Origin of the sequence: Treponema sp. TIM-1, from assembly GCF_046533115.1 — a bacterium.
Classification (GTDB): Bacteria; Spirochaetota; Spirochaetia; order Treponematales; family Breznakiellaceae; genus JAIRMO01.
This window is the reverse complement of sequence record NZ_JAJQRC010000005.1, coordinates 80,441-103,516: the sequence shown is the minus strand read 5'-3', so window position 1 is coordinate 103,516 and position 23,076 is coordinate 80,441. Positions and strand designations below refer to the sequence as shown.

The 23,076-nt window shown below is 55.9% G+C and carries 20 protein-coding genes; 10 read left to right on the top strand and 10 right to left on the bottom strand.

The genetic code is table 11. The annotated features are described in order from the left end of the window. Positions 1 to 117 precede the first annotated feature (117 nt). Genes LQZ21_RS04330 through LQZ21_RS04320 form a run of 3 tightly spaced genes read left to right on the top strand, consistent with a single transcriptional unit; the run spans position 118 to position 2,289 of the window. Positions 118 to 636 (top strand): FKBP-type peptidyl-prolyl cis-trans isomerase, encoded by a 519-nt coding sequence (locus LQZ21_RS04330; protein ID WP_411042945.1) that lies wholly within the window; start codon positions 118 to 120, stop codon positions 634 to 636. Between the two features lie 2 nt (positions 637 to 638). Beyond that, entirely contained in the window at positions 639 to 1,037 is a 399-nt protein-coding gene (locus tag LQZ21_RS04325) for a NusG domain II-containing protein (RefSeq protein WP_411042944.1), read from the top strand. Continuing rightward, positions 1,003 to 2,289 (top strand): Gx transporter family protein, encoded by a 1,287-nt coding sequence (locus tag LQZ21_RS04320; RefSeq protein ID WP_411042943.1) that lies wholly within the window; start codon positions 1,003 to 1,005, stop codon positions 2,287 to 2,289. The genes LQZ21_RS04325 and LQZ21_RS04320 overlap by 35 nt, the downstream gene beginning before the upstream one ends. 237 nt (positions 2,290 to 2,526) lie before the next feature. Here the strand turns inward: LQZ21_RS04320 and LQZ21_RS04315 are convergent, their stop codons facing one another. The 3 genes from LQZ21_RS04315 to LQZ21_RS04305 all read right to left on the bottom strand — a co-directional run bounded on the left by LQZ21_RS04315 (position 2,527) and on the right by LQZ21_RS04305 (position 6,168). Then, a complete protein-coding gene (locus LQZ21_RS04315) occupies positions 2,527 to 3,213 on the bottom strand; it encodes a tetratricopeptide repeat protein (RefSeq protein ID WP_411042942.1) in 687 nt (228 codons plus the stop codon). A 409-nt stretch (positions 3,214 to 3,622) separates the two neighbouring features. Beyond that, complete coding sequence (locus tag LQZ21_RS04310; RefSeq protein WP_411042941.1) at positions 3,623 to 4,483, bottom strand: flagellin N-terminal helical domain-containing protein; 861 nt, start codon at positions 4,481 to 4,483, stop codon at positions 3,623 to 3,625. 590 nt (positions 4,484 to 5,073) lie between these two features. Beyond that, positions 5,074 to 6,168, bottom strand: coding sequence for an aminopeptidase (locus LQZ21_RS04305; RefSeq protein ID WP_411042940.1), 1,095 nt, complete (start codon positions 6,166 to 6,168; stop codon positions 5,074 to 5,076). A 156-nt stretch (positions 6,169 to 6,324) separates the two neighbouring features. Here LQZ21_RS04305 and LQZ21_RS04300 point away from each other — a divergent pair, with 156 nt between their 5' ends. Next, complete coding sequence (locus tag LQZ21_RS04300; RefSeq protein ID WP_411042939.1) at positions 6,325 to 6,825, top strand: hypothetical protein; 501 nt, start codon at positions 6,325 to 6,327, stop codon at positions 6,823 to 6,825. 63 nt (positions 6,826 to 6,888) lie between these two features. Here the strand turns inward: LQZ21_RS04300 and LQZ21_RS04295 are convergent, their stop codons facing one another. After that, a complete protein-coding gene (locus LQZ21_RS04295; RefSeq protein ID WP_411042938.1) occupies positions 6,889 to 7,347 on the bottom strand; it encodes a hypothetical protein in 459 nt (152 codons plus the stop codon). 57 nt (positions 7,348 to 7,404) lie between these two features. Here LQZ21_RS04295 and rsmI point away from each other — a divergent pair, with 57 nt between their 5' ends. The 3 genes from rsmI (at position 7,405) to LQZ21_RS04280 (ending at position 9,755) form a co-directional block, all read left to right on the top strand. Continuing rightward, positions 7,405 to 8,085, top strand: a complete 681-nt coding sequence (rsmI, locus tag LQZ21_RS04290) for a 16S rRNA (cytidine(1402)-2'-O)-methyltransferase (RefSeq protein ID WP_411042937.1) — start codon at positions 7,405 to 7,407, stop codon at positions 8,083 to 8,085. Between the two features lie 54 nt (positions 8,086 to 8,139). After that, positions 8,140 to 8,424: a flagellar biosynthesis anti-sigma factor FlgM gene (locus LQZ21_RS04285; RefSeq protein WP_411042936.1), complete on the top strand. Its 285-nt coding sequence runs from the start codon at positions 8,140 to 8,142 to the stop codon at positions 8,422 to 8,424. A gap of 491 nt (positions 8,425 to 8,915) precedes the next feature. Further along, entirely contained in the window at positions 8,916 to 9,755 is an 840-nt protein-coding gene (locus tag LQZ21_RS04280) for a TrmH family RNA methyltransferase (RefSeq protein ID WP_411042935.1), read from the top strand. 59 nt (positions 9,756 to 9,814) lie between these two features. On the opposite strand, the gene LQZ21_RS04275 is transcribed toward LQZ21_RS04280, so the two are convergent. Beyond that, entirely contained in the window at positions 9,815 to 9,982 is a 168-nt protein-coding gene (locus LQZ21_RS04275) for a hypothetical protein (RefSeq protein ID WP_411042934.1), read from the bottom strand. Positions 9,983 to 10,165: 183 nt separating this feature from the next. Here LQZ21_RS04275 and LQZ21_RS04270 point away from each other — a divergent pair, with 183 nt between their 5' ends. From LQZ21_RS04270 to LQZ21_RS04260, 3 genes are read left to right on the top strand one after another with little or no spacing between them, the layout of a single operon-like run. Beyond that, on the top strand, positions 10,166 to 13,174 hold the full coding sequence (locus LQZ21_RS04270; RefSeq protein ID WP_411042933.1) for a chromosome segregation SMC family protein: 3,009 nt from the start codon (positions 10,166 to 10,168) through the stop codon (positions 13,172 to 13,174). A gap of 12 nt (positions 13,175 to 13,186) precedes the next feature. Further along, complete coding sequence (locus LQZ21_RS04265) at positions 13,187 to 13,834, top strand: lysoplasmalogenase (protein ID WP_411042932.1); 648 nt, start codon at positions 13,187 to 13,189, stop codon at positions 13,832 to 13,834. A gap of 9 nt (positions 13,835 to 13,843) precedes the next feature. Further along, complete coding sequence (locus LQZ21_RS04260) at positions 13,844 to 17,242, top strand: UvrD-helicase domain-containing protein (RefSeq protein ID WP_411042931.1); 3,399 nt, start codon at positions 13,844 to 13,846, stop codon at positions 17,240 to 17,242. Here LQZ21_RS04260 and polA read toward each other — a convergent pair. From polA to dgoD, 5 genes are all read right to left on the bottom strand, one after another. Further along, a complete protein-coding gene (gene polA / locus LQZ21_RS04255; RefSeq protein WP_411042930.1) occupies positions 17,239 to 20,112 on the bottom strand; it encodes a DNA polymerase I in 2,874 nt (957 codons plus the stop codon). The two genes, LQZ21_RS04260 and polA, sit on opposite strands and share 4 nt — an antisense overlap. Positions 20,113 to 20,150: 38 nt before the next feature. Continuing rightward, positions 20,151 to 20,633 carry a flagellar biosynthesis protein FlgN gene (locus tag LQZ21_RS04250; protein ID WP_411042929.1) on the bottom strand — a complete coding sequence of 161 codons (483 nt, stop codon included), beginning with the start codon at positions 20,631 to 20,633 and terminating at the stop codon, positions 20,151 to 20,153. Positions 20,634 to 20,648: 15 nt separating this feature from the next. Next, positions 20,649 to 21,134: a flagellar export chaperone FliS gene (fliS, locus tag LQZ21_RS04245; RefSeq protein WP_411042928.1), complete on the bottom strand. Its 486-nt coding sequence runs from the start codon at positions 21,132 to 21,134 to the stop codon at positions 20,649 to 20,651. Between the two features lie 483 nt (positions 21,135 to 21,617). Continuing rightward, the gene (locus tag LQZ21_RS04240; protein ID WP_411042927.1) at positions 21,618 to 21,746 is read right to left on the bottom strand and encodes a hypothetical protein; all 129 of its coding nucleotides are present in this window, start codon (positions 21,744 to 21,746) and stop codon (positions 21,618 to 21,620) included. A 77-nt stretch (positions 21,747 to 21,823) separates the two neighbouring features. After that, positions 21,824 to 22,972, bottom strand: a complete 1,149-nt coding sequence (gene dgoD, locus LQZ21_RS04235) for a galactonate dehydratase (protein ID WP_411042926.1) — start codon at positions 22,970 to 22,972, stop codon at positions 21,824 to 21,826. Between the last annotated feature and the right edge of the window lie 104 nt (positions 22,973 to 23,076).

Here is a 23,076-nt window from a genome sequence, read left to right as displayed (position 1 = left end):
CATTCCCAAAATTCACGTTCATTTTGAAACCAGCTCTTTGACTTTTTATGTTAAACCATCCAAGCCCCAAGAGGTTACAAATATTGATCCCTTTATTACTTTGTGGTATACCATGTTATGCATATTATCAAAAATCGAGTGGTCAGTATCGGTTACACCCTCAGGGACGCGGAAAATCAGTTTATCGAGACTTCTTCCAACTTTGAACCCTTGGTTTATCTTCATGGACATGAGAATATTATTCCCGGCCTGGAGAAAGCCCTGGAGGGAAAAACCGAAGGGGATGCTTTTACCGTGACCATAAGCGCCGCCGACGCCTATGGGGAACGGGATGAAAATTTGGTCATCCAGGTTCCCCTGGAAAATTTTGAAGGGGCCGGGACCGTAAAAGCGGGGATGCAGTTTGAGGCCGATACCCCCGAGGGTTCCCAAATGGTAACGGTTACGCAGGTGGAAGGCAGTACGGTCACGGTGGATGCCAATCACCCCATGGCGGGCATGGATCTGACCTTTGATATTACGGTGGTTTCCGTCCGGGAAGCCAGCCCCGAGGAGATATCCCACGGTCATCCCCACCACCCGCATCATGCCCATGGACGCCATCATCATTGTGACGGCTGCGGCGGCTGCGGTTAACCATGCCCCCCCGGAAGCCGGTTTTTTGGGGCGCCGCTATTAAAGTTTTCGATGTGCTGGTTATCGTCCTTGCCCTGGCGATTTCGGTCTTTTCCGCTGTTTTGGTGTATGCCGGGCCGGGCCGGCAAAGGGAGCTGGTCATCCGGGGCCCCGGCGGAAGCTGGGTATTCCCCCTGGACGCGGAAGAAATTGTCTCCGTGGCGGGCCCCCTGGGGGCCACGACGGTGGAATTGCGGGGCGGCCGGGCCCGGGTGCTCTCTTCCCCCTGTACCAACCAGCTTTGTGTCGCGGCGGGGACCATCCACGGCCACGGGCAATGGATAGCGTGTCTGCCGAATAAGGTGTTGATCCGGGTGGAAGCCAAAGATGCGGGCGAGGAACTTGACGGTACGGTCTGGTAGGCCGGACGGTGTCAGGGGCTCCGGAGATCCTGCCACGACGGCCCTGTTGGGGGCCTGCTGCTTCTTTTTAGCTGCCCTGGAGTATATGATCCCCAAACCCCTTCCCTTTATGCGGATAGGGCTTGCCAATATGCCCCTGATAGCGGCCCTGGATATCCTTTCCGTTAAAAATTTCGCCCTGCTGGTCTTTATCAAGATCCTGGGGCAGGGGCTTATCACCGGGTCCCTTTTTTCCTATGTTTTTTTGTTCTCCCTGGCCGGGACCCTTGCCTCCGGCGCCGTGATGTACCTGCTGCGCCGTTGCCTGGGATCGGGCCGCATCGGCTTTGTCGGGGTCAGTACCGCCGGAGCCCTCCTTTCCAACGGCGTCCAACTGGTCCTGGCCAGGCTTTTTATCTTTGGGGAAGGGGTGCAATTTATTGCCCCCCCCTTTCTGGGGCTGGGGGTCCTGACCGGTATTGTGCTGGGGCTTTTCTGTGAAATTTTTACCGCCCGATCCCGCTGGTACCGGACCTGCCGCGCTCTGCCCTTGGGGGATGGGGCACATGCCCTCCCCCCCCCGGACCTGTCTGACCGGGCAACGCCCCTCCGGGGGAATTCCGGCAAAAAAACGGGAATCCCGGGGCGGGACCTCCTTTTTGCGGGGTTTATCATGATGGGGGCCTTTCTTTTTAATCCCTCCACCCTTACCCGGGGAGTGCAGTTTTTGCTCTTTGGCATCTATGCCCGGCTGACCGGGAAAAAAATCGCCCCCCTCTTCACCCTTTTTATCATGGCGGCTATTGTTTTTTGCAATCTGCTGGTCCCCTACGGCAGGGTTTTAGCGGAATTCGGCCCCCTCCGCCTTACCCAGGGCAGCCTCCTTTCGGGACTGCACAAGGCAATTACCCTGGAGGGGCTCTTCTTCTTATCCAAGGCTGCCATAGGATCGGACCTGCGCTTTCCCGGACGGTTTGGGTTTTTTATCGGTGAATCCTTCCGGCTTTTCGATCGGCTCATCGAACAAAAGGGCCGTATTACCCGGAAACATTTTATCGAAGGGATTGACGCGCTGCTGGTGGAATTAAGCGCCGAAGAAGCCTCCGCGGCCCCTGGCAGGACAACCCCCGGAAGCCCGGCAGCAGCAGGGGAACCGAAAAGGACCGTACCGGGGATGCTGCTCCTGGCCGGCGGGGTATTACTCACCCTGGGCTTAACCCTGCTCGGTCTGACCGGTTCCGCCTTAGTACCTCATAGTATGCAGGCAGAATAGGATTAACCACGAACTACACGAACCTCACGAAATTTTCATTTGAAAGCTATAATTTGTTCGTGTTATTTATGCTATTTATGGTAAAATCTCTTTGAATATAGTGGGTTGTTTATTATAACCATCGTATCAGTGCCTTGATTAGGCTAAGAATATTGATAAAATCACGAACTAACAAAAACTATCACGAACTTTCATTTGAAAGTCATATTTTGTTCGTGTCGTTTGTGTGGTTCGTGGTTAAATTTCATTTCTACTTGACCGGACCCGCTCCAGTCCCTGGGATGCTTCCGGGTAATTGGGGTTGATCCGCAGGGCCTGTTCGTAGGCCTGTATTGCCGGGACATAATCGCCCGCCGCTTCACGAACCGCCCCAAGCCGGTACCACCAGAGGGATATATGGGGAGCTAATTGCAGGGCGGTGGTATAGGCGATATCGGCATGGCGGAATCTTCCCTGGAGCCTGAATATTTCTCCGATAAAAAAATAGGCCATGGGGGCCTGCTCCCCCCGGGGCAGAAAATTCACATAACGCTGCATAAAATTAAGGGACCGGGGGTAATCGTTGAGATAAAAATAGGCCTCGCCCATGGTTTCTATGATACGGTAATCATTGGCATTGATCTGAAGGGCCCGTTCCCCCCAACTGATAACTTCGGCAAATTTCCGCTGACGCCGTAAGGTCCAGGTAAGCGCCGCATAGGTATCCATGGTCGCCGCATTTCGGGAGATTTCATCCATGCATATCCGTACCGCTTCGGCATAATACCGATCCGCCTCTTCCATACGGCTCTCGGCCTCCAGATCCCGGCCGATACGGTAATTTTGCAGAGCCTCCTGCGGCATCCCGGCGGGGGCTGTCTGGGAAAATACGGAAAAACAGGTAAAAATAAAAAGAAGCGTAATCGCAAATCGGTAAAACCGCATATAATAACTATGTAACGGAAAAGGATTTTTTTCAATCAGGCAGAGCCGGAATGCAGTATAAAATGACCACAAAGGCGCAAGGTAGACCGCTACACGGTCAATTAAATGAGAAAAAGGGAGAGGAGTTAGGAGTTAGAAATGAGGAGTGGTTCGTTCTTCCTTCCTTCCTTCCTTCCTTAAATCTTCTTTCTTACTTCTTCGCCTTCTGCGCCTTCGTGGTGAATTTCTTACTATTATTCGTGTGGTTCGTGGTTTTTTTCTGTCCATTGCCGGCCGGTAAAAAAAGAAGCCGTTCCGGTTAAAACCGGAACGGCGCCTTCCCGGTACGTCCCTGTGGTAATTTTGGCGCCGGAACCGCTGGTGCCGCAAAAAATTAGGCTTTTTTGCGGTTCTCAGGCTGCCATTAAAACTACTGCAGAAGTTGGAGAACGGTTTGTCCCCGTTGGTTTGCCTGAGCCAACATCGCGGTTCCAGCCTGGTTGAGGATCTGGTTCTTGGTAAAAGAGACCATCTCGTTCGCCATGTTGGTATCCCGGATGCGGGATTCGGAGGCTTGCAGATTTTCGGCTCCAATGTCGAGGCCGCGGACCGCGTGCTCCAAGCGGTTTTGGTAGGCGCCAAGATCAGCCCGTTGTTTGCTGATCCTCTTGAGCGCTTCGTCGAGGGTTCCAATGGCACGGTTGGCACTATCCGGTTCGGACAGTGAAAGAATACTCTCGTCACCCACGTTACGGACCCCGAGGCCCTTGGCGGTCATGGTGCCGATAAACACCTGTTCCCGCTGATCCATGTTGGCGCCGATATGGAACCACATAGAGGCGGTAACCACGTTTTCGCCGATTTGGCGACCGAACCGTCCGGTCAGCATATTCATCCCGTTGAACTGGGCGTGGGAGGCAATCCGGTCAACTTCGTCAATTAAGGCGGAGACTTCGACCTGGATATACATCCGGTCTTCGGCGGTATAAATACCGTTCGAAGACTGTACCGCCAATTCGCGGATACGCTGCATGATGTCCTGGGTTTCCTGAAGATAGCCTTCCGTGGTTTGAATGAATGAAATACCATTCTGGGCATTAAAAGATGCCATGTTCAAACCCCGAATTTGGCTCCGCATCTTTTCGGAAACAGCGAGCCCGGAAGCATCATCACCGGCGCGGTTGATACGCAAGCCACTCGACAGTTTCTCCATGTTTTTGTCCAGAAAAGTCTGGGTGACCTTGAGGGACCTGTCGGCAAACATCGCGCTGAGGTTGTGATTAATGATCATATACACTCCTTTGGCTTTTTCGGCGCCCAGCTATCCCCAGACACTGGTCTGATGATAGTAACCATCCCCTGACGGTTTGGGACGCCGCGGCATCCTTGCCGTGATAAAACCGCAAGCGGTTTTATCTTGTAGTTTTCCTCTCGGAAAACTACAGAAAAATAATGTGCCATGGAGTTTTTCCCCTGGAAAAACTCCGAACCCTCAACCCACCCGTTCCGGAAGGGTGAGGGGGAACCAAAGGTTCCGCTCTGAACCGGTAAACACGGAGGCCCAACGGGCACGGGTATTATCCGAGTTCATTATTAGTATCGGTTTTTCTAAAAAACGCTTTAGAGAAATTTGCATAATTTTAAAATTCAGCCGGTATTGGAATTTAACCGCATTAAGAATTTAACCACAAAGGCACAATATTAAGAAATTTACCGGATTAAGAATTTTACCACAAAGGCGCAGAAGGCGAAGAAGAATTAAAAGGGAAAAATGAAGAATGAAGCGTGAGGAAGAATAGTACATTCTTCACTTTTCATTATTCATTCTTAATTTCCTTATTCGCCTTCTGCGCCTTTGTGGTGAATTTCTTACTATTTTATTCACTCCGAGGCCAGGCCGAGGGCGGCTTCCAGTTGGGCCCGCGGATCGCCCCGGCCGGTGAGGGTTTTGACGGCGGCGATAAAGTGGGGCAGGTCCCGGCCGGAACGGTCGTAGAGATCCTCCAGATAGCTGCCCCCGGCATAGTAGAGGCGGTAGAGTTCAAGGTAGGCGTTGTTCACCGGTAATTTGGAGAAACCCCGGTAGTTTTCGCTGCGGAAAAGGGTTTCGTACTTTTCATCAAACCGGGCTTGGGCGGCTTTGATTATTTCTTCTTTTTTTTGCAGTTTTTCATCCCGGCGGGCGTTGCTGCGGTAGAGGACCTCCAATTCGGCGATCAGTTCCTGGATAAAGGCGATAAACACGGCGCTATCCGCCTCCGAGTCGATCATGGCCCGGTATTCCGCAGAATCAAGGCCAAAGGTCCGTTCCATGTAGAGCCGGGAGCCTTCGCTGCCCACAAATTCCGCCAATTCCTCGTTAAACTGGACCTGGCCCTTGAGGAATACGGTGGCGTGGAGGGTTTCGTGGATAAGCAGGTCCGCAAGCCGGTTGACGGGATACCGGCGCATATAGGAATACAGGGGGTCCTTGAACCAGCCCAGGGTACTAAAGGCATCTACCCCCCGGATCCACACATCCAGGCCCTTTTTCTGTAATTTTTCCCGCTCCCTGCGGGCATCATCGGGGTTAAAAAACCCCTTATAGGGGACCTTTCCGACCACAGGGAACCACCACTCATGGCGGGAAAAGGAATCCTGCGCCGAGGCGGAAACCACCGCGGCAAGGTAGTCCTGGTCTATCGCCACATAGCGGGTATAATTGGCGGTATGCCGGAGCCCGAGTTCCTCCTGGGCAAAGCGGCGTATATCCCGGACCCGTTCCACAAAAACGCGGTTTTCCTCGGGGTCCCCGGTTTTCTCTGGGGGAAGGTCCAAAAGCGCTTTCAGGGGTATGGCCCGGTTCAGGTAACCCAGCATGGAAGCCCCCTGTTTTAGGGTATAACAGCCGGAAAAAAGGGTCGAAACCCCCAAAAGCACCAGAGCCGCGGCCAACGTGGGGATACCGGTATATAAAAAAACGGGCGGGAACTTCATTTTCGTATTTCATATAATATAACACAGGCATAACCATGTGGCAAGAAAGCGGACCGAGAATAGTGATTGACCGGACAAAAAACACTGTATAATATATATAAGTGGTATATACATGCCTAGGTAATTATCCCTTCACCTATAACTTGGAAACAGAAAATGAACAAAGTTTTTGAAGAAGTCCTGAGAGAATCTCGTTTGAGTGAAATGTCAAAAGAAGAACGCCGGGATGTGATGAAAGCAATGTCTGATAATTTTGATGCCCAAGACGAGCCCAAAGTAGGTATTTTTTGGTATGATAAGGAAACTGATGAATTGTTTGGCGTAAGCAAGGTTAACGCTGATGATTTACAGTTTAATAGTAATGGGATTAAGACCATAAGCGCTTTGCATCAGTCATGGTGGCAAAAGCAAAAAAACAGGGCAATTTCAAAGGGGAAAGCGCCGGGGATCTTCGCGAAGGACTACACGTTGATTCCACGGGGAAGAATCTTTCAACAGAAAGATGGGTCTTTTCAGCTTATGTGCGGAAGCTGGATAAACGAATCCGTTATAGAGCTTGTAAAAGACGAATTTGATCTTAATAATGTTGAATTTGAGGTGAAAATAGACCCCCATTGGGAAATTGGTCATGGCTGGAGCGAGGAATATGAATTGTAGTCCCATGTAAAAAATCTACGTCTATGAGCGAAAAGCGAAGTCGTGAGGCAGGCTAACACGGTGTTACCGGCTCCCTGACCGGCGGCAGCGGCTGCAGCCCAGGACGTGGACGTGAGAACGGCCGGGTTTGTCAAAAAGCCGGGCAAAAAGGATCTCCTCCCGGTTGATTACGCTCCCGCAAACCGGACAGACCCGGGGCCGATCCCCTTCAAGGCAATAAATACAGCCGCTGATATGCATCATCCGGTCCTTTCCCCCCACGGCGGGGAAAGCCGTGGATTTTACCCGTTCTCCCGGGGGCAGCCGGGCGGAACAAACCGGACAGGTCCGGGAAGCGTCCTCGGAAGACCCGGAGAATGTTCCCGAAGGAAAGGCCCTTTTCCGGTTTTGCCGGTTCCCGGAGATATACGAGCCGTTTTTCTGTCCGGCCCGGGATCCCGTTCCAAAGAAAAGGTTATAGCCAAACCAGAGGAGGAAGACGCCGATAATCACCAGAGCAAATAGTTGAAACCACCCATTCATACTACTTTCTAATATCGGATACTTGGCGGGAACTATAGGGAAAGTTATACTAGTTTTGTGTCAAATTTGTATATTATCGGGACCCCCATCGGGAATCTGGGGGATTTAAGCTTTCGGGCGGTGGAAATTCTTAAAACCGTGGACGCGGTGGCCTGCGAGGACACCCGCCGGACCCTTAAACTGTTAAGCCATTTTGGGATCCGGGTCAAACTTATCTCCTGCCGGGCCCACAACGAAGGATTTGCCGCGGAAAAGGTCATTGCCATCCTCAACCGGGGGGGGGCGGTGGCCTATGCCAGTGACGCCGGTACCCCGGCGCTGAGCGATCCCGGGGCGGTACTGGTCCGGTTCGCGGTGGAAGCGGGACACGAGGCCATCCCCATTCCGGGACCCTCCGCCTTTGCTTCCCTGGTAAGCGTCGCCGGGCGGGGGGATAAAAGCGTCCTTTTTGAAGGATTTCTCTCCCCCAAGGCGGGCCGCCGCCGCTCCCGGCTGCGGGAACTGCTCGCCCGGGAATCCGCCTTTGTTCTGTATGAGTCCCCCTTCCGCATCCTCAAGCTTTTGGAGGATCTGGCCGAATTTGATAATGAGCGGTATGTTTGTGTAGGAAGGGAAATGACCAAGGTGCATGAGGAATATTTGCGGGGGTCCGCCGGTGAAATACGGGCAAATTTAGCGAAAAAAACTGAACAATTAGGGGAATTTTCCGTGTTTGTATCTGGCAAGAAAGGCAATTAACTGCTAAACTTATGATAGTAGAATGCCGATAATTAGGGTAGGAAGGATATGAGTATGACGATCGACAGGATAGGCTCCATAGATCCCGTTCCGCCTGGTAAAAAACCCGGACGGAATAGTCAAGTTAGCCCAAATGAAAAAACCGATTCCATAACTCTTTCTCAGGAAGCGGTAGAAAAGGGCGGCTTGTACCATGCGATAGAATTGATTGCTTCCGCACCGGATGTGCGCCTGGAGCGTATTGAGGAGTTGAAACAGAAGATCAATGATCCGTCCTATTTGAATGATACCCTTATTAAGGCTACGGCGGATAAGATCATGGATGCCTTTGGCTTATAGGATAGTTATGAAGGATATACGGGCGGAACCCTCGGGTTCCGCTTTTTTGTTTTTGTGAGGTTGTTTCCCAGGATACATCAATCCACCGGTACAGAGGAATTTGCCGGGGGCCGGACCGGGGGCATACCCCACCCCGTTTCAGATTGACGACAAGTTCATCGGGATCTACGCCTTTTTTGTACTTAACTAAACCGTTACCGGCTTAGCCGTTTGAACCGTTTTGTAGGTCGCAATAATGAAACAGGGTGGGGTATGCCCCCGGTCCGGCCCCAGCCGCCGTTTCGCCCGTACCGGTAATGTTCTTAGGGCGTATCCCGGACAAAAGCAAAAAAATGCCTTGAGCAGGGGGAAGAGCGGGTCCTCCGGCGTCAAATGGACCGTTTGACGCCGTGTTCCGGGTATAAATCGACGGTTTTACCGGTTCCGCTGATAACCTGGTAAATGTCCCTCTGGAAACACCGTACAACGATTTTAAAAGGAGCGTGATCAATATGATAGCCCTTAGTAAATTGGAAAAACTGCCCCGGACCCTTAGACTCCGTAAGGCCGCAAAGTTGATCGAAGCGGCTGAATACCGTCTTGGGGGAGAGGGGGAGGGCTTTGTGCCGGAGGGGGGCTATTGGGCGGAGCTGCTGGGGATGCTCCGGGGGGATCCCCTGTTTTCCCCGGCGGAGATTGCGGCCCTCCGGGATGCGGAAGCCCTGCTGCGGGGCCTTTCTCCCGGCGGGCCCTTGCCGGAGGCAGTTGCCCAGGGCCCGATCCGGCGGGCCCTCAATACGGTCCGGTATATACTCCTCGCCAAAACCGGCTGTTTCCCGGCCGATTGGGACCTGCTTGACAGCGAGGGCCGGCTGGACCCGCAAAAACGCCGGAGTTTTCCGGGGGTGGGGCTTTACCTGGAAGATATCCGCGCCCCCTTTAACGTGGGGGCCATCTTCCGCACCGCCGAGTCCTTTGGCGTGGAGAAAATCTATCTCTCCCCCCTCTGCGCGGATCCCCTCCACCCCCGCGCGGCGCGGACCGCCATGGGCTGCGTGGAGATCCTGCCCTGGGAACGGCTTGCCGGGGGGCTGGACTCAGGTCCGGCGGGTCCTTTTTTCGCCCTGGAAACCGGGGGCCGGGGGCTCAAAAACTTCCCCTTCCCTCCCCGGGGGACCATGATCGTGGGTTCCGAAGAATTGGGGGTAAGCCCCCCTGCCCTGGCCCGGGCGGATTCCTCCCTGGGACGCCTCTCTATCCCCACCTATGGGGCCAAGGGTTCCCTCAATGTATCGGTGGCCTTTGGGATCGCCATGCAGGCCTGGGCAGCGGCCTTGGCGGAAGGGGAATAACCACGAACGACACGAACACCACGAACAAGGAGGAAAAACAGTACCTGGTACCATGGGCCTTAAGAGATTTTAACCACAAAGGCGAAGAAGGCGAATAAGGAAAAGAGAAGAATTAAGAGTGAGAAGAAGTTAGGAATGAGGAGTGGTTCGTTCTTCCTCTCTCCTAACTCCTCTCTTAACTCTTCTCCCTCCTTTCTCCCCTCTTCGTTCGTGTGGTTCGTGGTCATTTTGAATCCGTTCGTGTGGTTCGTGTCATTCGTGGTTAACCTCTTCTCTCTTAATTCTTCTTCCTTCCTTCTTCGCCTTCGTGGTCTAACCGGTGCCAGGCACGAAATCGCTTCATTGACCGCCGGCCCCAGGAATGGTAGACTATAACGAGACAGCGTAAAAATTGAGTGCGGAGTTTATCTTTGTTTCTGAAAAATCTTGAAATACTTGGTTTCAAATCCTTTGCCGACAAGACCCGGGTCGAATTTGCCGACGGGATTACCGCGCTTTTGGGGCCCAACGGCTGCGGTAAGTCCAATGTGGTGGACGCGGTAAAGTGGGTGCTGGGGGAACAGGCCTCCCGGGCGATGCGGGCGGAAAAGATGGAGGATGTGATCTTTAACGGTACCGAAAACCGCAAGCCCCTGAACGTGGCCGAGGTGACCCTGACCCTGGCAAACGAGGCAGGGCTGCTCCCCCTGGACATGAGCGAGGTTCAGATCAAGCGGCGGCTCTACCGTTCCGGGGAAAGTGAATATTTTATCAATGCCCAGCCGGTGCGGCTCAAGGAGGTCCGGGAGCTTTTTTGGGATACCGGGGTGGGCAAGGCGGCCTATTCGGTGATGGAACAGGGCAAAATCGATCAGATCCTGTCTTCCAAACCCGATGAACGGCGATATTTGTTCGAGGAAGCCGCGGGAATCACCCGTTTTAAGGTAAAAAGCGCCGAGGCGGAGCGGAAACTGGTCAAAACTGAAGAAAATATGCGGCAGGTTGAGGGTATTTTGGGGGAAGTGAAGCGTTCCTACGATAGCCTCAAGGTGCAGGCGGATAAAACCCTGAAATACCGGTCCCTGCGGGAGGAAGTTTTTCAATACGAGCTGGATATTCAACTGCTGCGGCTCAAACAGTTCAAATATGACCGGGATGAACGAAACCAGGAGCTGGAAAAGAAGACCAAAGACCGGGACGCCATCCGGGCGGAAATGGATGCCATCAATAAATCCCTGGAAGAAAACATGGATGAGGTCAACTCCATGGAGGAACGGCTCATCGAATATCAGAAGAATATCTATGGGCTGGCGGTGGAAAAGAACGCCAAGGAAAAAGAGGCCCGGTTTCTGGGGGAACAGCGCACCGAAAGCAAGGCCAAAATAGCGCAAAATGAGGGCCGGGAACGGGCCATACTCGAAAAAATCGAAGAACTGATGGAAGATGCCGAGGAGCAGGACGGAGCGGTCCGGGACCTGCAAAAAAAGATCCGCGACATCGAAGAAAATATCGCCGCCTTTGAAGAGAATATCCGGCTGGCCGCTTCGCGGATCGGGGAAAATGACGCCGCGGTCAAGGGAAATGAGGAGGGGATACTCCGGCTGGAACAGGAACAGGGGGAGTACGAGAAGGAACTGGAGGGGATCACCGACGATATTGTGGCGGCCCTGGATTCGGGACTGCGGGAGGCGGGGTATTCCGCCTCGGAGCGCAGGAAGGCCGAGGAGGCCCTGGAAGAAGCCCTGGGCCGGCTCAAGACCCTCCTGGCCGGCCGGGAAACCCTGATCCGGGACCTGGGGGATGCCGCCGGCCGGGCAGATGCCGGGGGACCCCTGCCGGGGGACCTGGGGCATATTGCCGAAAGCCTGGCAGCGGCCCTGGCGGACGCGGCGGGCCTGGCTGAAAAGGCCCGCTCCCTCTTTGCCGCCTACCGGGAAAGCACCCCCACCTTTATCGACGAGTTCCTCGCCCCGGAGGGGATCATCACCAAAAAACGGGCCCTGGACGGGAAGATCCGCGCCGCCAAGGAAGAATCCGGGGAAAAGCGGGAACGGATCGCCGCCCTGCGCCGGGAAAATGAGGACCTGGGGGGCAAAATCAACGAATACCGGAGCACCCTGGAGGAACTCCGGGTCAGCCGGATGCGGATGACCACCCAGGCCCAGGCCGCGGAGGAGCAGGCCCGGCTTATACGCCGGGAGCTGGCCGGCCAGGAAGGGCTTTTGAAAAACCTGCGGGATGAACTTTTCCTGGACCGCAAGCGGTTTGATGAAATAGGGGAACGGATCGCCGACGCCGAGACGGAAATCGCCGAGATAGAACACCGGGGCATTCAGTTAACCGCGGAGCTGGAGTCTCTGGAAAAGGATATAAGCCGCCGGAACGGGGACGTGGCGGGCAAACAGGAGACCATCAAAAAGCGGATAATCCAGCTGACCAAGGTCCAGGAAAGCCTGGAGAAGATCCACCTGGAACTGGTACAGTCGGAAACGGAAATAAAAAACATTCAGGACAACTTTCGGGAAACCCATTCCCGGGACCTGATGGAATTTGAGGAGCGGATCTTCACCATCACCACGCCGGCGGCGGAACTCCGGGAGAAACTGAACCAGACCCGGGGAGCGGTACGGGATCTGGGGGCGGTAAACCTGATGGCCCCGGAGGAATTCGCCGAAACCAAGGAACGGTACGACTTCTTGACCAATCAGTTGAACGATCTGATTAAGGCCAAGGAGGACCTGGAGCGGATTACCGCGGAAATCCGGGCGGAATCTTCGGCCCTGTTCCTGGTTACCTACAACAAGATAAAAAACAATTTTAACAATATGTTCCGCCGGCTCTTTGGGGGGGGCAGGGCGGAGCTCCGGCTTTTGGATCCCAACCACGTCCTGGAATCGGGCATCGAGATTTTCGCCCGGCCCCCGGGGAAAAAGCTTGAAAACATCAACCTCCTTTCCGGGGGGGAACGCTCCATGACCGCCGTGGCCCTGCTCTTTGCCACCTATATGGTAAAACCCTCCCCCTTCTGCCTTTTGGACGAAATAGACGCGGCCCTGGACGAGCAGAACGTGGGCCGTTTTGTCCGAATCCTGCGGGAATTCAGCCGGGTCAGCCAATTTATCATTATTACCCACAACAAAAAGACCGTTGCCGGCGCGGGGACCCTCATCGGGGTGACCATGGAGGAATCGGGGGTGACCAAGGTGATTGCGGTGCGGATCGAACATGAGGGCGCTCCCCCGGAACCTTTTGCCGAGGACGACCGCAGCGAGGAAGGCGTCTTTGAAGAGGAGGAGGTGGAACCCGAGGAAGGCCGGGAACTTCCCCTGGGCATTGACGATCCCGCCCTGGTAAGTGAGGCGGAACTGCGGCCTATTAAATCGCAGTTGGGAGTGAGGAGAGAGGAGTTAGAAGTGAGGAGTGAAGAAGGTACCAGATAGGGAGGTTTTGTGGTGGAGGTTTTGGGTCTGTTTTGTGTCCTGGGGGGGGTGCATTTGGCGTTTATCCTCTGGGGAGGGGGCCGGATGCAGGGGATTACGAAGGCGCTGCTGCTCCCCCCGCTGGCGTGGTATTATGCAGGGGCCGCGGAAAAATTTTTGGTGATCGTCCTTTTGGCGGTGATCCTGGGCTGGATCGGGGATATACTGCTGCTCAAAATCAAAAACGAGGCGTTTTTTAAGGCGGGATTGGGGAGTTTTCTCCTGGGGCATCTCCTGTACATACCGGCCATGCTTTTCTTCGCCGGTACGGTGCAGGTTCCCCTCCTTATCATATCGGTAATCATCGCCCTTCCCCTGGGGATTCTGATGCAGCGGCTGATAAAACCGAATAAATCCCTGCGGATTCCGGTGCTGGTCTATGGGATAATCATCGAAATGATGAGTTTGAGCGCCCTCCAGCTTATGGCGGCCCGGCCCGGGATCTGGGGGATCCTGGTATTTATGGGCAGCCTCTGGTTCTTGATCTCCGATTCTCTTTTGGGGTATTTTACCTTTAGAACCATATCTAAGTACGGAAGTTTTTTTATCATGCTTTTTTATATGCTTGCCCAGGGGAGTATTATCATCGGTTTGGCGAATTTGGGACCCCTGTCCGGCTAAGGGCGGGCCATGCGGATCATCGCCGACCTTCACCTCCATTCCCGTTTTTCCCGGGCCACCAGTCCCAAGTTAAACCCGCCTTTTCTGGAACGCTGGGCCCGGATCAAGGGGATCAACTTGGTGGGAACCGGGGATTGTACCCATCCCCGGTGGCTGGCGGAATTGCGGGAGCAACTGGAGGAGCAGGAAGCGGGTCTGTATGTCCTGAAAAAAAAGGTCCGCCGGGACTTTGACGCAGGCCCGGCCCTGGCCGAGGGTCTCCCCAATCCGGGGCGCTCCGGTCCCGAGGGGGGGCCTCGGTTTGTCCTTACCGGGGAGATCAGCACCATTTACAAGCGGGGGGACAAGGTCCGGAAGGTCCATCACCTGGTCCTGCTGCCGGATTTTAAGGCCGCCGCGTCTTTTCAAACCCGGCTGGAGCAGGTGGGGAACATCGTTTCCGACGGGCGGCCGATTATCGGGATCGATTCCCGGGATCTGCTGTCCCTGCTCCTGGAGACGGATGAACGGGCGATCCTGGTCCCCGCCCATATCTGGACCCCCTGGTTTTCCGCCCTGGGGGCCAAGTCGGGGTTTGACTCCATTGAGGAATGTTACCGGGACCTTACGGACCGGATCCCCGCCATAGAGACGGGACTTTCCTCGAACCCTCCCATGAATTGGGCCCTTAGCTCCCTGGACCGGTTTTCGATTATCTCCAATTCCGACGCCCATTCCCCGGATAAGCTGGGCCGGGAAAGTACGGTTTTTGAGATGCCCCTGTCCTATCCCGGCCTGGCGGACGCCCTGTGGCAACGGGGGGGAGCGGCCCGGATCATTGAAACCATTGAATTTTTCCCCCAGGAGGGAAAGTACCACTACGACGGCCACCGGAAATGCGGCTATTACTGCAGCTCCGGGGAGGCGGCCACGGAGAACTGTCCGGTCTGCGGCAAGCCCATGACCCGGGGGGTCATGGGACGGGTGCTGGAACTGGCGGACCGGCCGGTGGATGAAAGCGCCCCCTGCCCTCCCGGTTCCGGCAAGACCAAGCAACGGCCCTACCGATCCCTGATCCCCCTGCGGGAACTGCTGGGGGAACTGCTGGAAATTGGGGCGGCGTCGAAAAAAACCATGGCGGCCTATACCGCCCTTATCGAGCAAGGGGGAAGCGAATTTTCCCTGCTGATGGATAGGACCCCCGGAGAACTCGGGGGGCTTTCCTGTCCCGGCCTGCCGGGGGAACTTTTAGCCGCGGCAATAACCCGGATGCGGTCCGGGCAGGTGTTTATTGAGCCCGGCTATGACGGGGAATACGGGGTTATCCGGGTATTCCCCCGGGGAGAAAAGATCCCCACCGGCAGGGAGGGGGCACTTTTTGCGGATATACCCCGGCAGCGGGCCGGGACCGGGAAGCGGCCTGCTCCGGCGGCAGGGAAAAAGCGCTCCCAGGGGAGAAAAGCGGCGGGTTCCGGTGAAACCGGGGATGCGGCTGAAAAGGATTTTATCCCGGATGGGGAACAGGAAAAGGTCATAGCCTATGGGGGGAGCCATGCCCTGATCATCGCGGGACCGGGGACAGGGAAAACCGCGGTACTGGCCGCCCGGATTGCCCGGATGGTACGGGAGGGCACGGACCCCGCCTCCATCCTGGCGCTGAGTTTTACCGTCAAAGCCGCGGCGGAGCTGCGGGACCGGATCGCCAAAATGGCCGGGCCTGAGGCGGTGGAGAAAATTACCGCCGCCACCTTCCATTCCCTGGGCGCCTCGATCCTGCGGGAACAGCCGGAAAGTGCCAGGGTCCCGCAGAATTTCCGCATCCTGGATGATCCCCAGCGGAATGCCCTGCTGGAGGAACTCTGCGGGGAGCGTCCCAAAAACCGGCGGCTTACTGCCCAGGCCCTGGGGAATTACATCGAGGGGCGGAAACGGTTCCTCCTCTTACCCGGCGAAGATACCCCCCGGCTCGATCCGGGGATGGCCTGGGCGGAGGACCTGGGGCTGCCCGAAGGGGACCCTGAAAAGGAGGAACTCTACGGCCTGTACCGTACTCGGCTGCGTTTCGGAGGAATCCTGGATTTTGACGACCTGGTAGCGGGACCGGTCAGGCTTTTCATTGCCCGGCAGGAGATCCGCTCCCGCTATCAAGGACGGTACCGGTATATCTTTGCGGACGAATACCAGGACATCAACTTTGCCCAATATGCCCTGTTACGCCTGTTAGCTCCCCACACCTCCCCGGAGGGAGGCTCCCTGTGGGTTATCGGTGACCCCAATCAGGCCATCTACGCCTTCCGGGGTTCGGACAAGCGGTTTATAGACCGCTTCCTGGCGGATTACCCCGAAGCTGCCCGGTTCCGGCTGGCCCGGAGTTTCCGCTGCGCCGGTCCTATCATTGCGGCGGCGGGCCGGTTGGTGGACGACCGCCTGGGGGGAACGGAAAAACCCGTCAGCCTCTTTCGTTCCGCGTATCCCACGGAAAAATCCGAAGCCGAAGGCATTGCCCGGTCCATTTCCCGGCTGATCGGGGGGACCACCTTTTTTGCCCTGGATAGCCAGGTCGCGGACGGCTTGTCCGCCGCTCCGGGAAGCCCGGACCACGCCGAACAATCCGCCGGTCCCGGGGATTGCGCCATTCTGCTCCGCAGCATTTCCCTGGCTCCTCCCCTGGTAAAGGCCCTGCGGGATCACGGCATTCCCTTTGAACTTACCGGGGAAATCCCCTGGTGGGAAGAGGAACCGGCCAAATCCCTTCTGGACCTGTTGTGGAGCCTCCGTGGACCCCCGGACGCCCTGGGGGAAGCGGCGGGGGAGAAGGGCCCGCCGGACCAAGCGCTTACGGACGGCGCCCCCAGCCGGGGCTTTTCTATAACAGGTAAATCCCCCGCGGAGGCGCTGCGGGCGGCCTGGGATTTTATGCGCCAAAACAGCGCCCTTCCCACCGCCAAGGGTACGGGAGATTCCCTGGAACGCCTTTTTAACCTGGCCGCCCTGTACGAAGATCTCCCCTCGTTTCTGGACATCCTCGCGGTGAGCGGCCCCGGCGGGGTCCGGGAATTCAAATCCGAAGGGGTCCGGATCATGACCATCCACGCTTCCAAGGGCCTTGAATTCGATCATGTTTTTGTGGCCGCCCTGGAAGAGGGATTACTCCCCTTTACCCTGTTTGACCGCCCCCCGGGAAAAACACAAACACCTTTGGCGGAGGAAATCGAAAATTCCCGGCTGGAGGAGGAACGGCGGCTCCTCTATGTGGCCATGACCCGGGCCCGGCAAGGGCTCTACCTTTCCTGGGCAGGACAGCGGAATTACCGGAACAGAAAATTGCAGGGCGGCCCCAGCCGTTTCCTTGAAGCCCTGGAAGAAATGGTTCCCCTCCTGGGGGAAACCCGGACACGGAAACGGGAACCGCAACTGCGCTTATTCTAATGAAAGTCACCCCAGCGTTTGCCGGTTTCTACGCTGACCCGGAGGGGGACCTTGAGGGTAACGGCGGTTTCCATTTCCCGGCGGACCAGTTGGGCGGCTTCGGCGGCGGCGTCTTTGGGGACCTCCAGGATTAGTTCGTCGTGGACCTGGAGTAACAGCCGGGCCGGGCTTTTTTGCGCGGTCAGGGCCTGGTCCAGATTCAGCATGGCGGTTTTGACGATATCCGCGGCGGAACCCTGGATGGGGGTGTTCACCGCCACCCGTTCCGCGCCGGCTTTTTCGGTTTTGTTCCGGGAGTTGATCGCCGGGATATAGCGCCGGCGGCCCAGGATGGTGGAGGCGTACCCAGTTTTTTCGGTTTTTTTGATGAGTTCCTCGATAAAGGTACGGATCCCCTGGTAGGTCTTAAAATAGGTCTCGATAAAGGCCGCGGCGTTGGTCCGGCTTATCCCCAATTCGTTGGAGAGCCTGAAGGCGCTCATGCCGTACATGACCCCAAAGTTGATGGTTTTGGCGATCCGCCGCTCCGCCGGCTTTACCTGGTCCTCGGGGACGCCGAAGATCAGCGCCGCGGTCCGGGCGTGGACATCCTTGCCCTCGTTGAAGGCGGCGATGAGGTTTTCGTCTTGCGAAAGATGGGCCAGGACCACCAGCTCTATCTGGCTGTAGTCCGCGGAGATCAGGACCTGCCCCGGGGCGGCGATAAAGGCCTCCCGGATCCGGCGGCCCTCCTCGTCCCGGATGGGGATGTTCTGGAGGTTCGGTTCCCGGCTGGAGAGGCGGCCCGTGGCGGTGCCGGTCTGGACAAAGTGGGTGTGGATCCGGCCCTGGGAATCGGCCATGTCCGCCAGGGTATCCACATAGGTGGACTTGAGCTTGGCCAGGGTCCGGTGACGGAGGATCAGGGCCGGCACGGGGTCCTCGTGGGCAAGCTCCTCCAGGACCGCCACGTCGGTGGAGTAACCGGTTTTGGTCTTTTTCCCCGGCTTGAGTTTCCGTTCGGTGAAAAGCACCTCCTGGAGCTGTTTGGTGGAGGCCAGGTTGAACTCGTGCCCCACCAGGGCATAGGTGTCCCCCTGGATCTTATCAAGCTCCCGGGAGATCTCCACCCCGTAGTCCCGCAGGACCTTCCCTTCAACCTTGATCCCCACCCCCTCCATCTCCGCCAGGATCGGGAGGAGGGGCATCTCCAGATCGAGGAAAAGCCCCAGGGAATTGGCCCGTAACAGCCGCCCCTCCAGGAAGGCTTTCATCCGCAGGGTCAGGTCCGCGTCTTCCCCGGAATAACGGACCGCGGTTTCCAGGGGCACCGCATCAAAGGTGCTGCCCTTGGGTACTATATCGTTATAGGCCAGGGGGGTCAGGTTGAAGCGAAAGGCCGCGAGGGAGTCCAGGGAATAGTTGTTCCGCTCGGGATCGTCCACCCAGGCGGCCACCATGGTATCCCAGATTTTGCATTTCCACCGGGGGATGCCCCAGCCCCGGGAGACCTTGTAGTCGTATTTGGCGTTATGGGCGGCGACGGTCATGGCGCTGTCCGCCAGGAGGGGGGCGAGGAGGTCCCGGACTTTGGCGGGGTCCAGGAAGGGCCCGGTTCCGCCATGGGCCGCGATGGGCACATAAAAGGCTTCCTTGGGCCGGAGGGCCAGGGAAATGCCAATGGGCCGGGCATTCCAGGCATCCAGGGAATCGGTCTCAAAATCCAGGGCCAGGGTCCCCTGCTTTTTGGCCGCCCCCAGGATCTTTTCCAGATCCGGCAATTCCAGCACCGCCCGGTAGGTTCCCTCCCCCAAGAGGGCGGGATCAACGGTTCCGTCCGGGCCGGGATCGCCGGTTTGGCCTGTTTCGCCGGAGGCCGCGGGTTTTTCGGGGGCTTCCGCGGCAGCAGGGTCCCCGGTGATCCTGGGGTCCAGGTCCTGGGCGCTCCGGCGGATCCCCTCCCGAATGAGGACCCGGGCGCCCGCGGTCCGGTCCAGGTTTTCCACGGAAAGCTCGTCGATGCCGGTAATGGAGAGGGGGGCGGCTTCGTTCAGGGTGATGAGGGATTTGGCGAAATAGGCGCTTTCCCGGCCTTCGGCCAATTTTTTGCCCACCGATCCCTCGATACCGGCGATATTCCGGTAGATTTCATCCAGGGAACCGTAACGGGCCATCAGTTTGACCGCGGTTTTCTCCCCCACCCCCTTGACGCCGGGCACATTATCGGCGCTGTCCCCGATAAGGGCCAGCAGATCCAGGACCTTATCGGGCAGGACCCCCCATTCGGCCTTAACCTCTTCGGGGCCCACCAACTCGAAGTTCCCCTGGGGGGCAGGGCCGGCTTCGGGGCGGAACGCTTTCAGGGGCCGGAGTTCATAGGTGCCGTTACCGACCAGCTGGAGGAGGTCCTTATCGGAGGAAAGGATATAACACTGCCGGTTTTCGGCCTGACAGTGCCGGGCCAGGGTGGCGATGATATCATCCGCCTCATACCCGTCCGCCCGCAGCACCGGCACCCCGAGGGCACGGAGGGCTTCCTCCACCAGGGGGACCTGGGCGTGGAGATCCTCCGGGGCCTTTTGCCGGGTGGCTTTGTATGCGGGGTATTTTTCGTGGCGAAAGGTGGGAACCGGCGAATCAAAGACCACCCCCAGCCTGCGGGGCCGCTGGGGGCCTGCCAGGGGCTTGCCCGCCGCATCCGCCGCCGGCGCCCCCTCATCCAAAAGGCTTATCAGGGTCCGGGCAAAGCCGAAGAGGGCGGAAATATTCTTCCCCTGGGCATTACGGAGGGGCCGGGAAATAAAGGCAAAATAGGACCGGTATATGAGCCCGTAGGCATCGATGAGATACAGGGGATCCACGAGCCCGGCGTTTTTCCGCGATTCCGGCATAGAAAACACTCCCTTAACGGACCGGGATTTGGCCCCGGTTAGCCGCTGATATCAAGAATAGAAGGGACGCCGGAATCCGCATATATCGAAGTCCGCCGTATAAAGGGGTTCCCCTGCAGGCTTTTTAGCTCGGAACGGATCTGGATCATCCGGGCGGAAAGGAGCTTCTTGTTGCGTTCCATCCGGACCGCCGCTTCGGTTTTAAGCTCCTCCACCACGGATCGCAGTTCCGGTACCTCCCGGGCGTCTCCCTGGGGGCAGGCGGCCTGGTACATAGACTCCAGGGGATCGATCACCTTCTGGATGGAAAAAATATCCCCCAGGATCCGCTCTTCCAGCTCCACATGGGAGATGAGTTCCCCGGCATTACCCTGTTCTATTACCTCCCGCTGCTTATCCAGGACCTCCAAATAGTGCCTGAAGCGGTTCCGCTGTTCCAAAAGTAATTCCCGAAACCGTTTGAGTACCGCCACCCGCCGGGTTATTTCTTCCGGGGAAATCGCCGGTTCATCCTTTTTCACGGGTTACCTCCGGCCCTAACCGGCAATATTGATGCCCGCGGCCGGCCGGTTGGCCCCTTCGGAGGCGGTTTTGGCGATAACTTCGACCCAGGTGCTCCGCAAATCGCTTAACATGGCGCGGACATTGTTGATCCGTCTAAGGTCCTGGGCGATATTGGCTTCTAAAAGTTCCTGATTAAACCAGGTATACAGGGAAAAGAGGTTCCTGGCGATATCCCCCCCCTGCTCAAAGTCCAGGGAAACCATTAATTCGGAGATAATTTCCTGGGTTTTAATCACCGCCTTTCCTATCTGCTCAATCCGGGCGGGCTCTTTCTTACCCGTGGCATTCAGGGTAAGCAGTTCCAGGCTGTGATCAAGCTGCCGTACCGCCTCATCGTAGAGCATGATGATTAGTTGTCCCTGGCTTGCGGTTTTTATCCTGGTTTCCCGATAGGCGGCTAGTGCGTTGGTATAGGCCATAATGATCCCCTCTGTTACGACGATAAATCGATGCTCCACGGGCGTATATGATATAATTTACTGTAAATTATATGTTTGGGGCAAAGTCCCGGCCCATGGATATTCTCTTCTTTATCGGCACACTTGACTTTATGCTAAAGAAAAATTTAAAAAAAATCTAGCTTTTATCCGGGGGAAAAAAGAAGAGAATTCGACCACAAGGTAGACCGCTATGCGGTCAATTAAATGAGAAGAAGGGGAAAGGAGAGAAGAGGGTTAACCACGAACTACACGAACGACACGAACGAAGAAGGGAGAAAGGAGGTTGAAAATAGGGGAAAATGAGGTATTTGGGTGAATTTCTAGGGGTGTCAGTCATGTTGGAACCGGATAAAAGCCGAAGTTGTCTGGAATTTGTCTTTAGCAAAAGGGGGGATGGGGGGGGCGCCGGTGTCAAGCGGTCACTTGACGCCGGAATTTGGGCTTAGCCGACGGCGTTGCCGATTGGGAGGGTGATACCAGAGAAGGAGCAGGAAAAACGGCTTATATCGCGACTTTTGTCGATAAAACCACAAAATTATTGAGGGGAAAGGTCATGCCGAACAAGGCGGCGGCTACGCTCAACGGCGCGGCTATCCGGGCATTCCGGTTAATTCCCGATGAATATATCAAAACCCTGACGGTAGATAACGGAAAAGAATTTGCCGGACATAAAGGGTTGTCGCAAGCATTGGGATGGGCTATTTATTTTACCACTCGGCTACAGTTCCATCGAAATTGCGCCAGAGCGGATTTTTCCAGTTATGTCCAAGTTTTGCGGCCGCGATCACTTTTTCCTTATTTACGGTGATGCCTAAGCCGGGACCGGTCGGAATTTGAATAAAGCCTTCGGTAAATTTGAATATTGATTTATCCTCAAGGTAGTCAAGGGAATCGGTACCCTCATTGTAGTGGATACTGAGGCCCTGCTCTTGGATAACGGCATTTGGCGTACACGCGTCGATTTGGATACAGGCTGCCAGGGCTATGGGGCCAAGCGGGCAATGGGGCGCAAGCGCCACATCAAAGGCCTCCGCCATGGAAGCGATCTTTTTTACCTCGCTGATACCGCCGGCATGGGAGGGATCGGGCTGGATGATGTCCACATATCCGTCGATGAGCAGCTGCTTGAAATCCCAGCGGCTGAACATGCGCTCCCCGGTAGCAATCGGTGTTGAGGTGTGGTTCGCTATCTCCCGCAGGGCTTCGTTGTTCTGCGGAAGTACCGGTTCCTCAATAAACATCAGATGAAATTGATCCAATTCCCGTGCCAGAACCTTCGCCATAGTTTTATGTACCCGGCCATGGAAATCAACGCCAATTGCCATCCGGTAACCCAGGGCATCACGGATGGCAGCAATACGAGAACATACTTCTTCAATTTTGGTAAAACTGTCGATGTAATGCATTTCTTCGGTACCGTTCATTTTACAGGCAGTACAGCCTGTCTTGTAGAGTTTTTGTGCCCCGGCTACCACATCAGAAGGACGGTCGCCGCCTATCCAGTTATAAATTTTGAGCTTGTCCCGGCATTTTCCGCCAAGTAGTTCGTAAATCGGTACCCCCAAGGACTTCCCTTTGATGTCCCATAGAGCCTGGTCCGTCCCCGCGATAGCGCTCATCACCTCCGGACCGCCCCGATAGAAACCGCCCCGGTACATAAGCTGCCAGAGATCTTCGATGTTTCTGGGATCTTTGCCGGATAAAAGCGGAATAAATTCTTCCACCGCCGCTTTTACCGTATGGGTCCGGCCTTCTACTACCGGTTCACCCCAGCCGGTAATACCCTCATCTGTTTCCATTTCAAGAAACAGCCACCGGGGCGGTACCTCATACAGATTGATGTTTGTAATTTTCATTATTTTTTCCTGCACCTTTATATTATTGTTTCAAAAATATTAATATGTTTCATTTTAGTATATCAGAGAAAAAAAATATTGTCAAATAAATTTTTAGTAAAAAG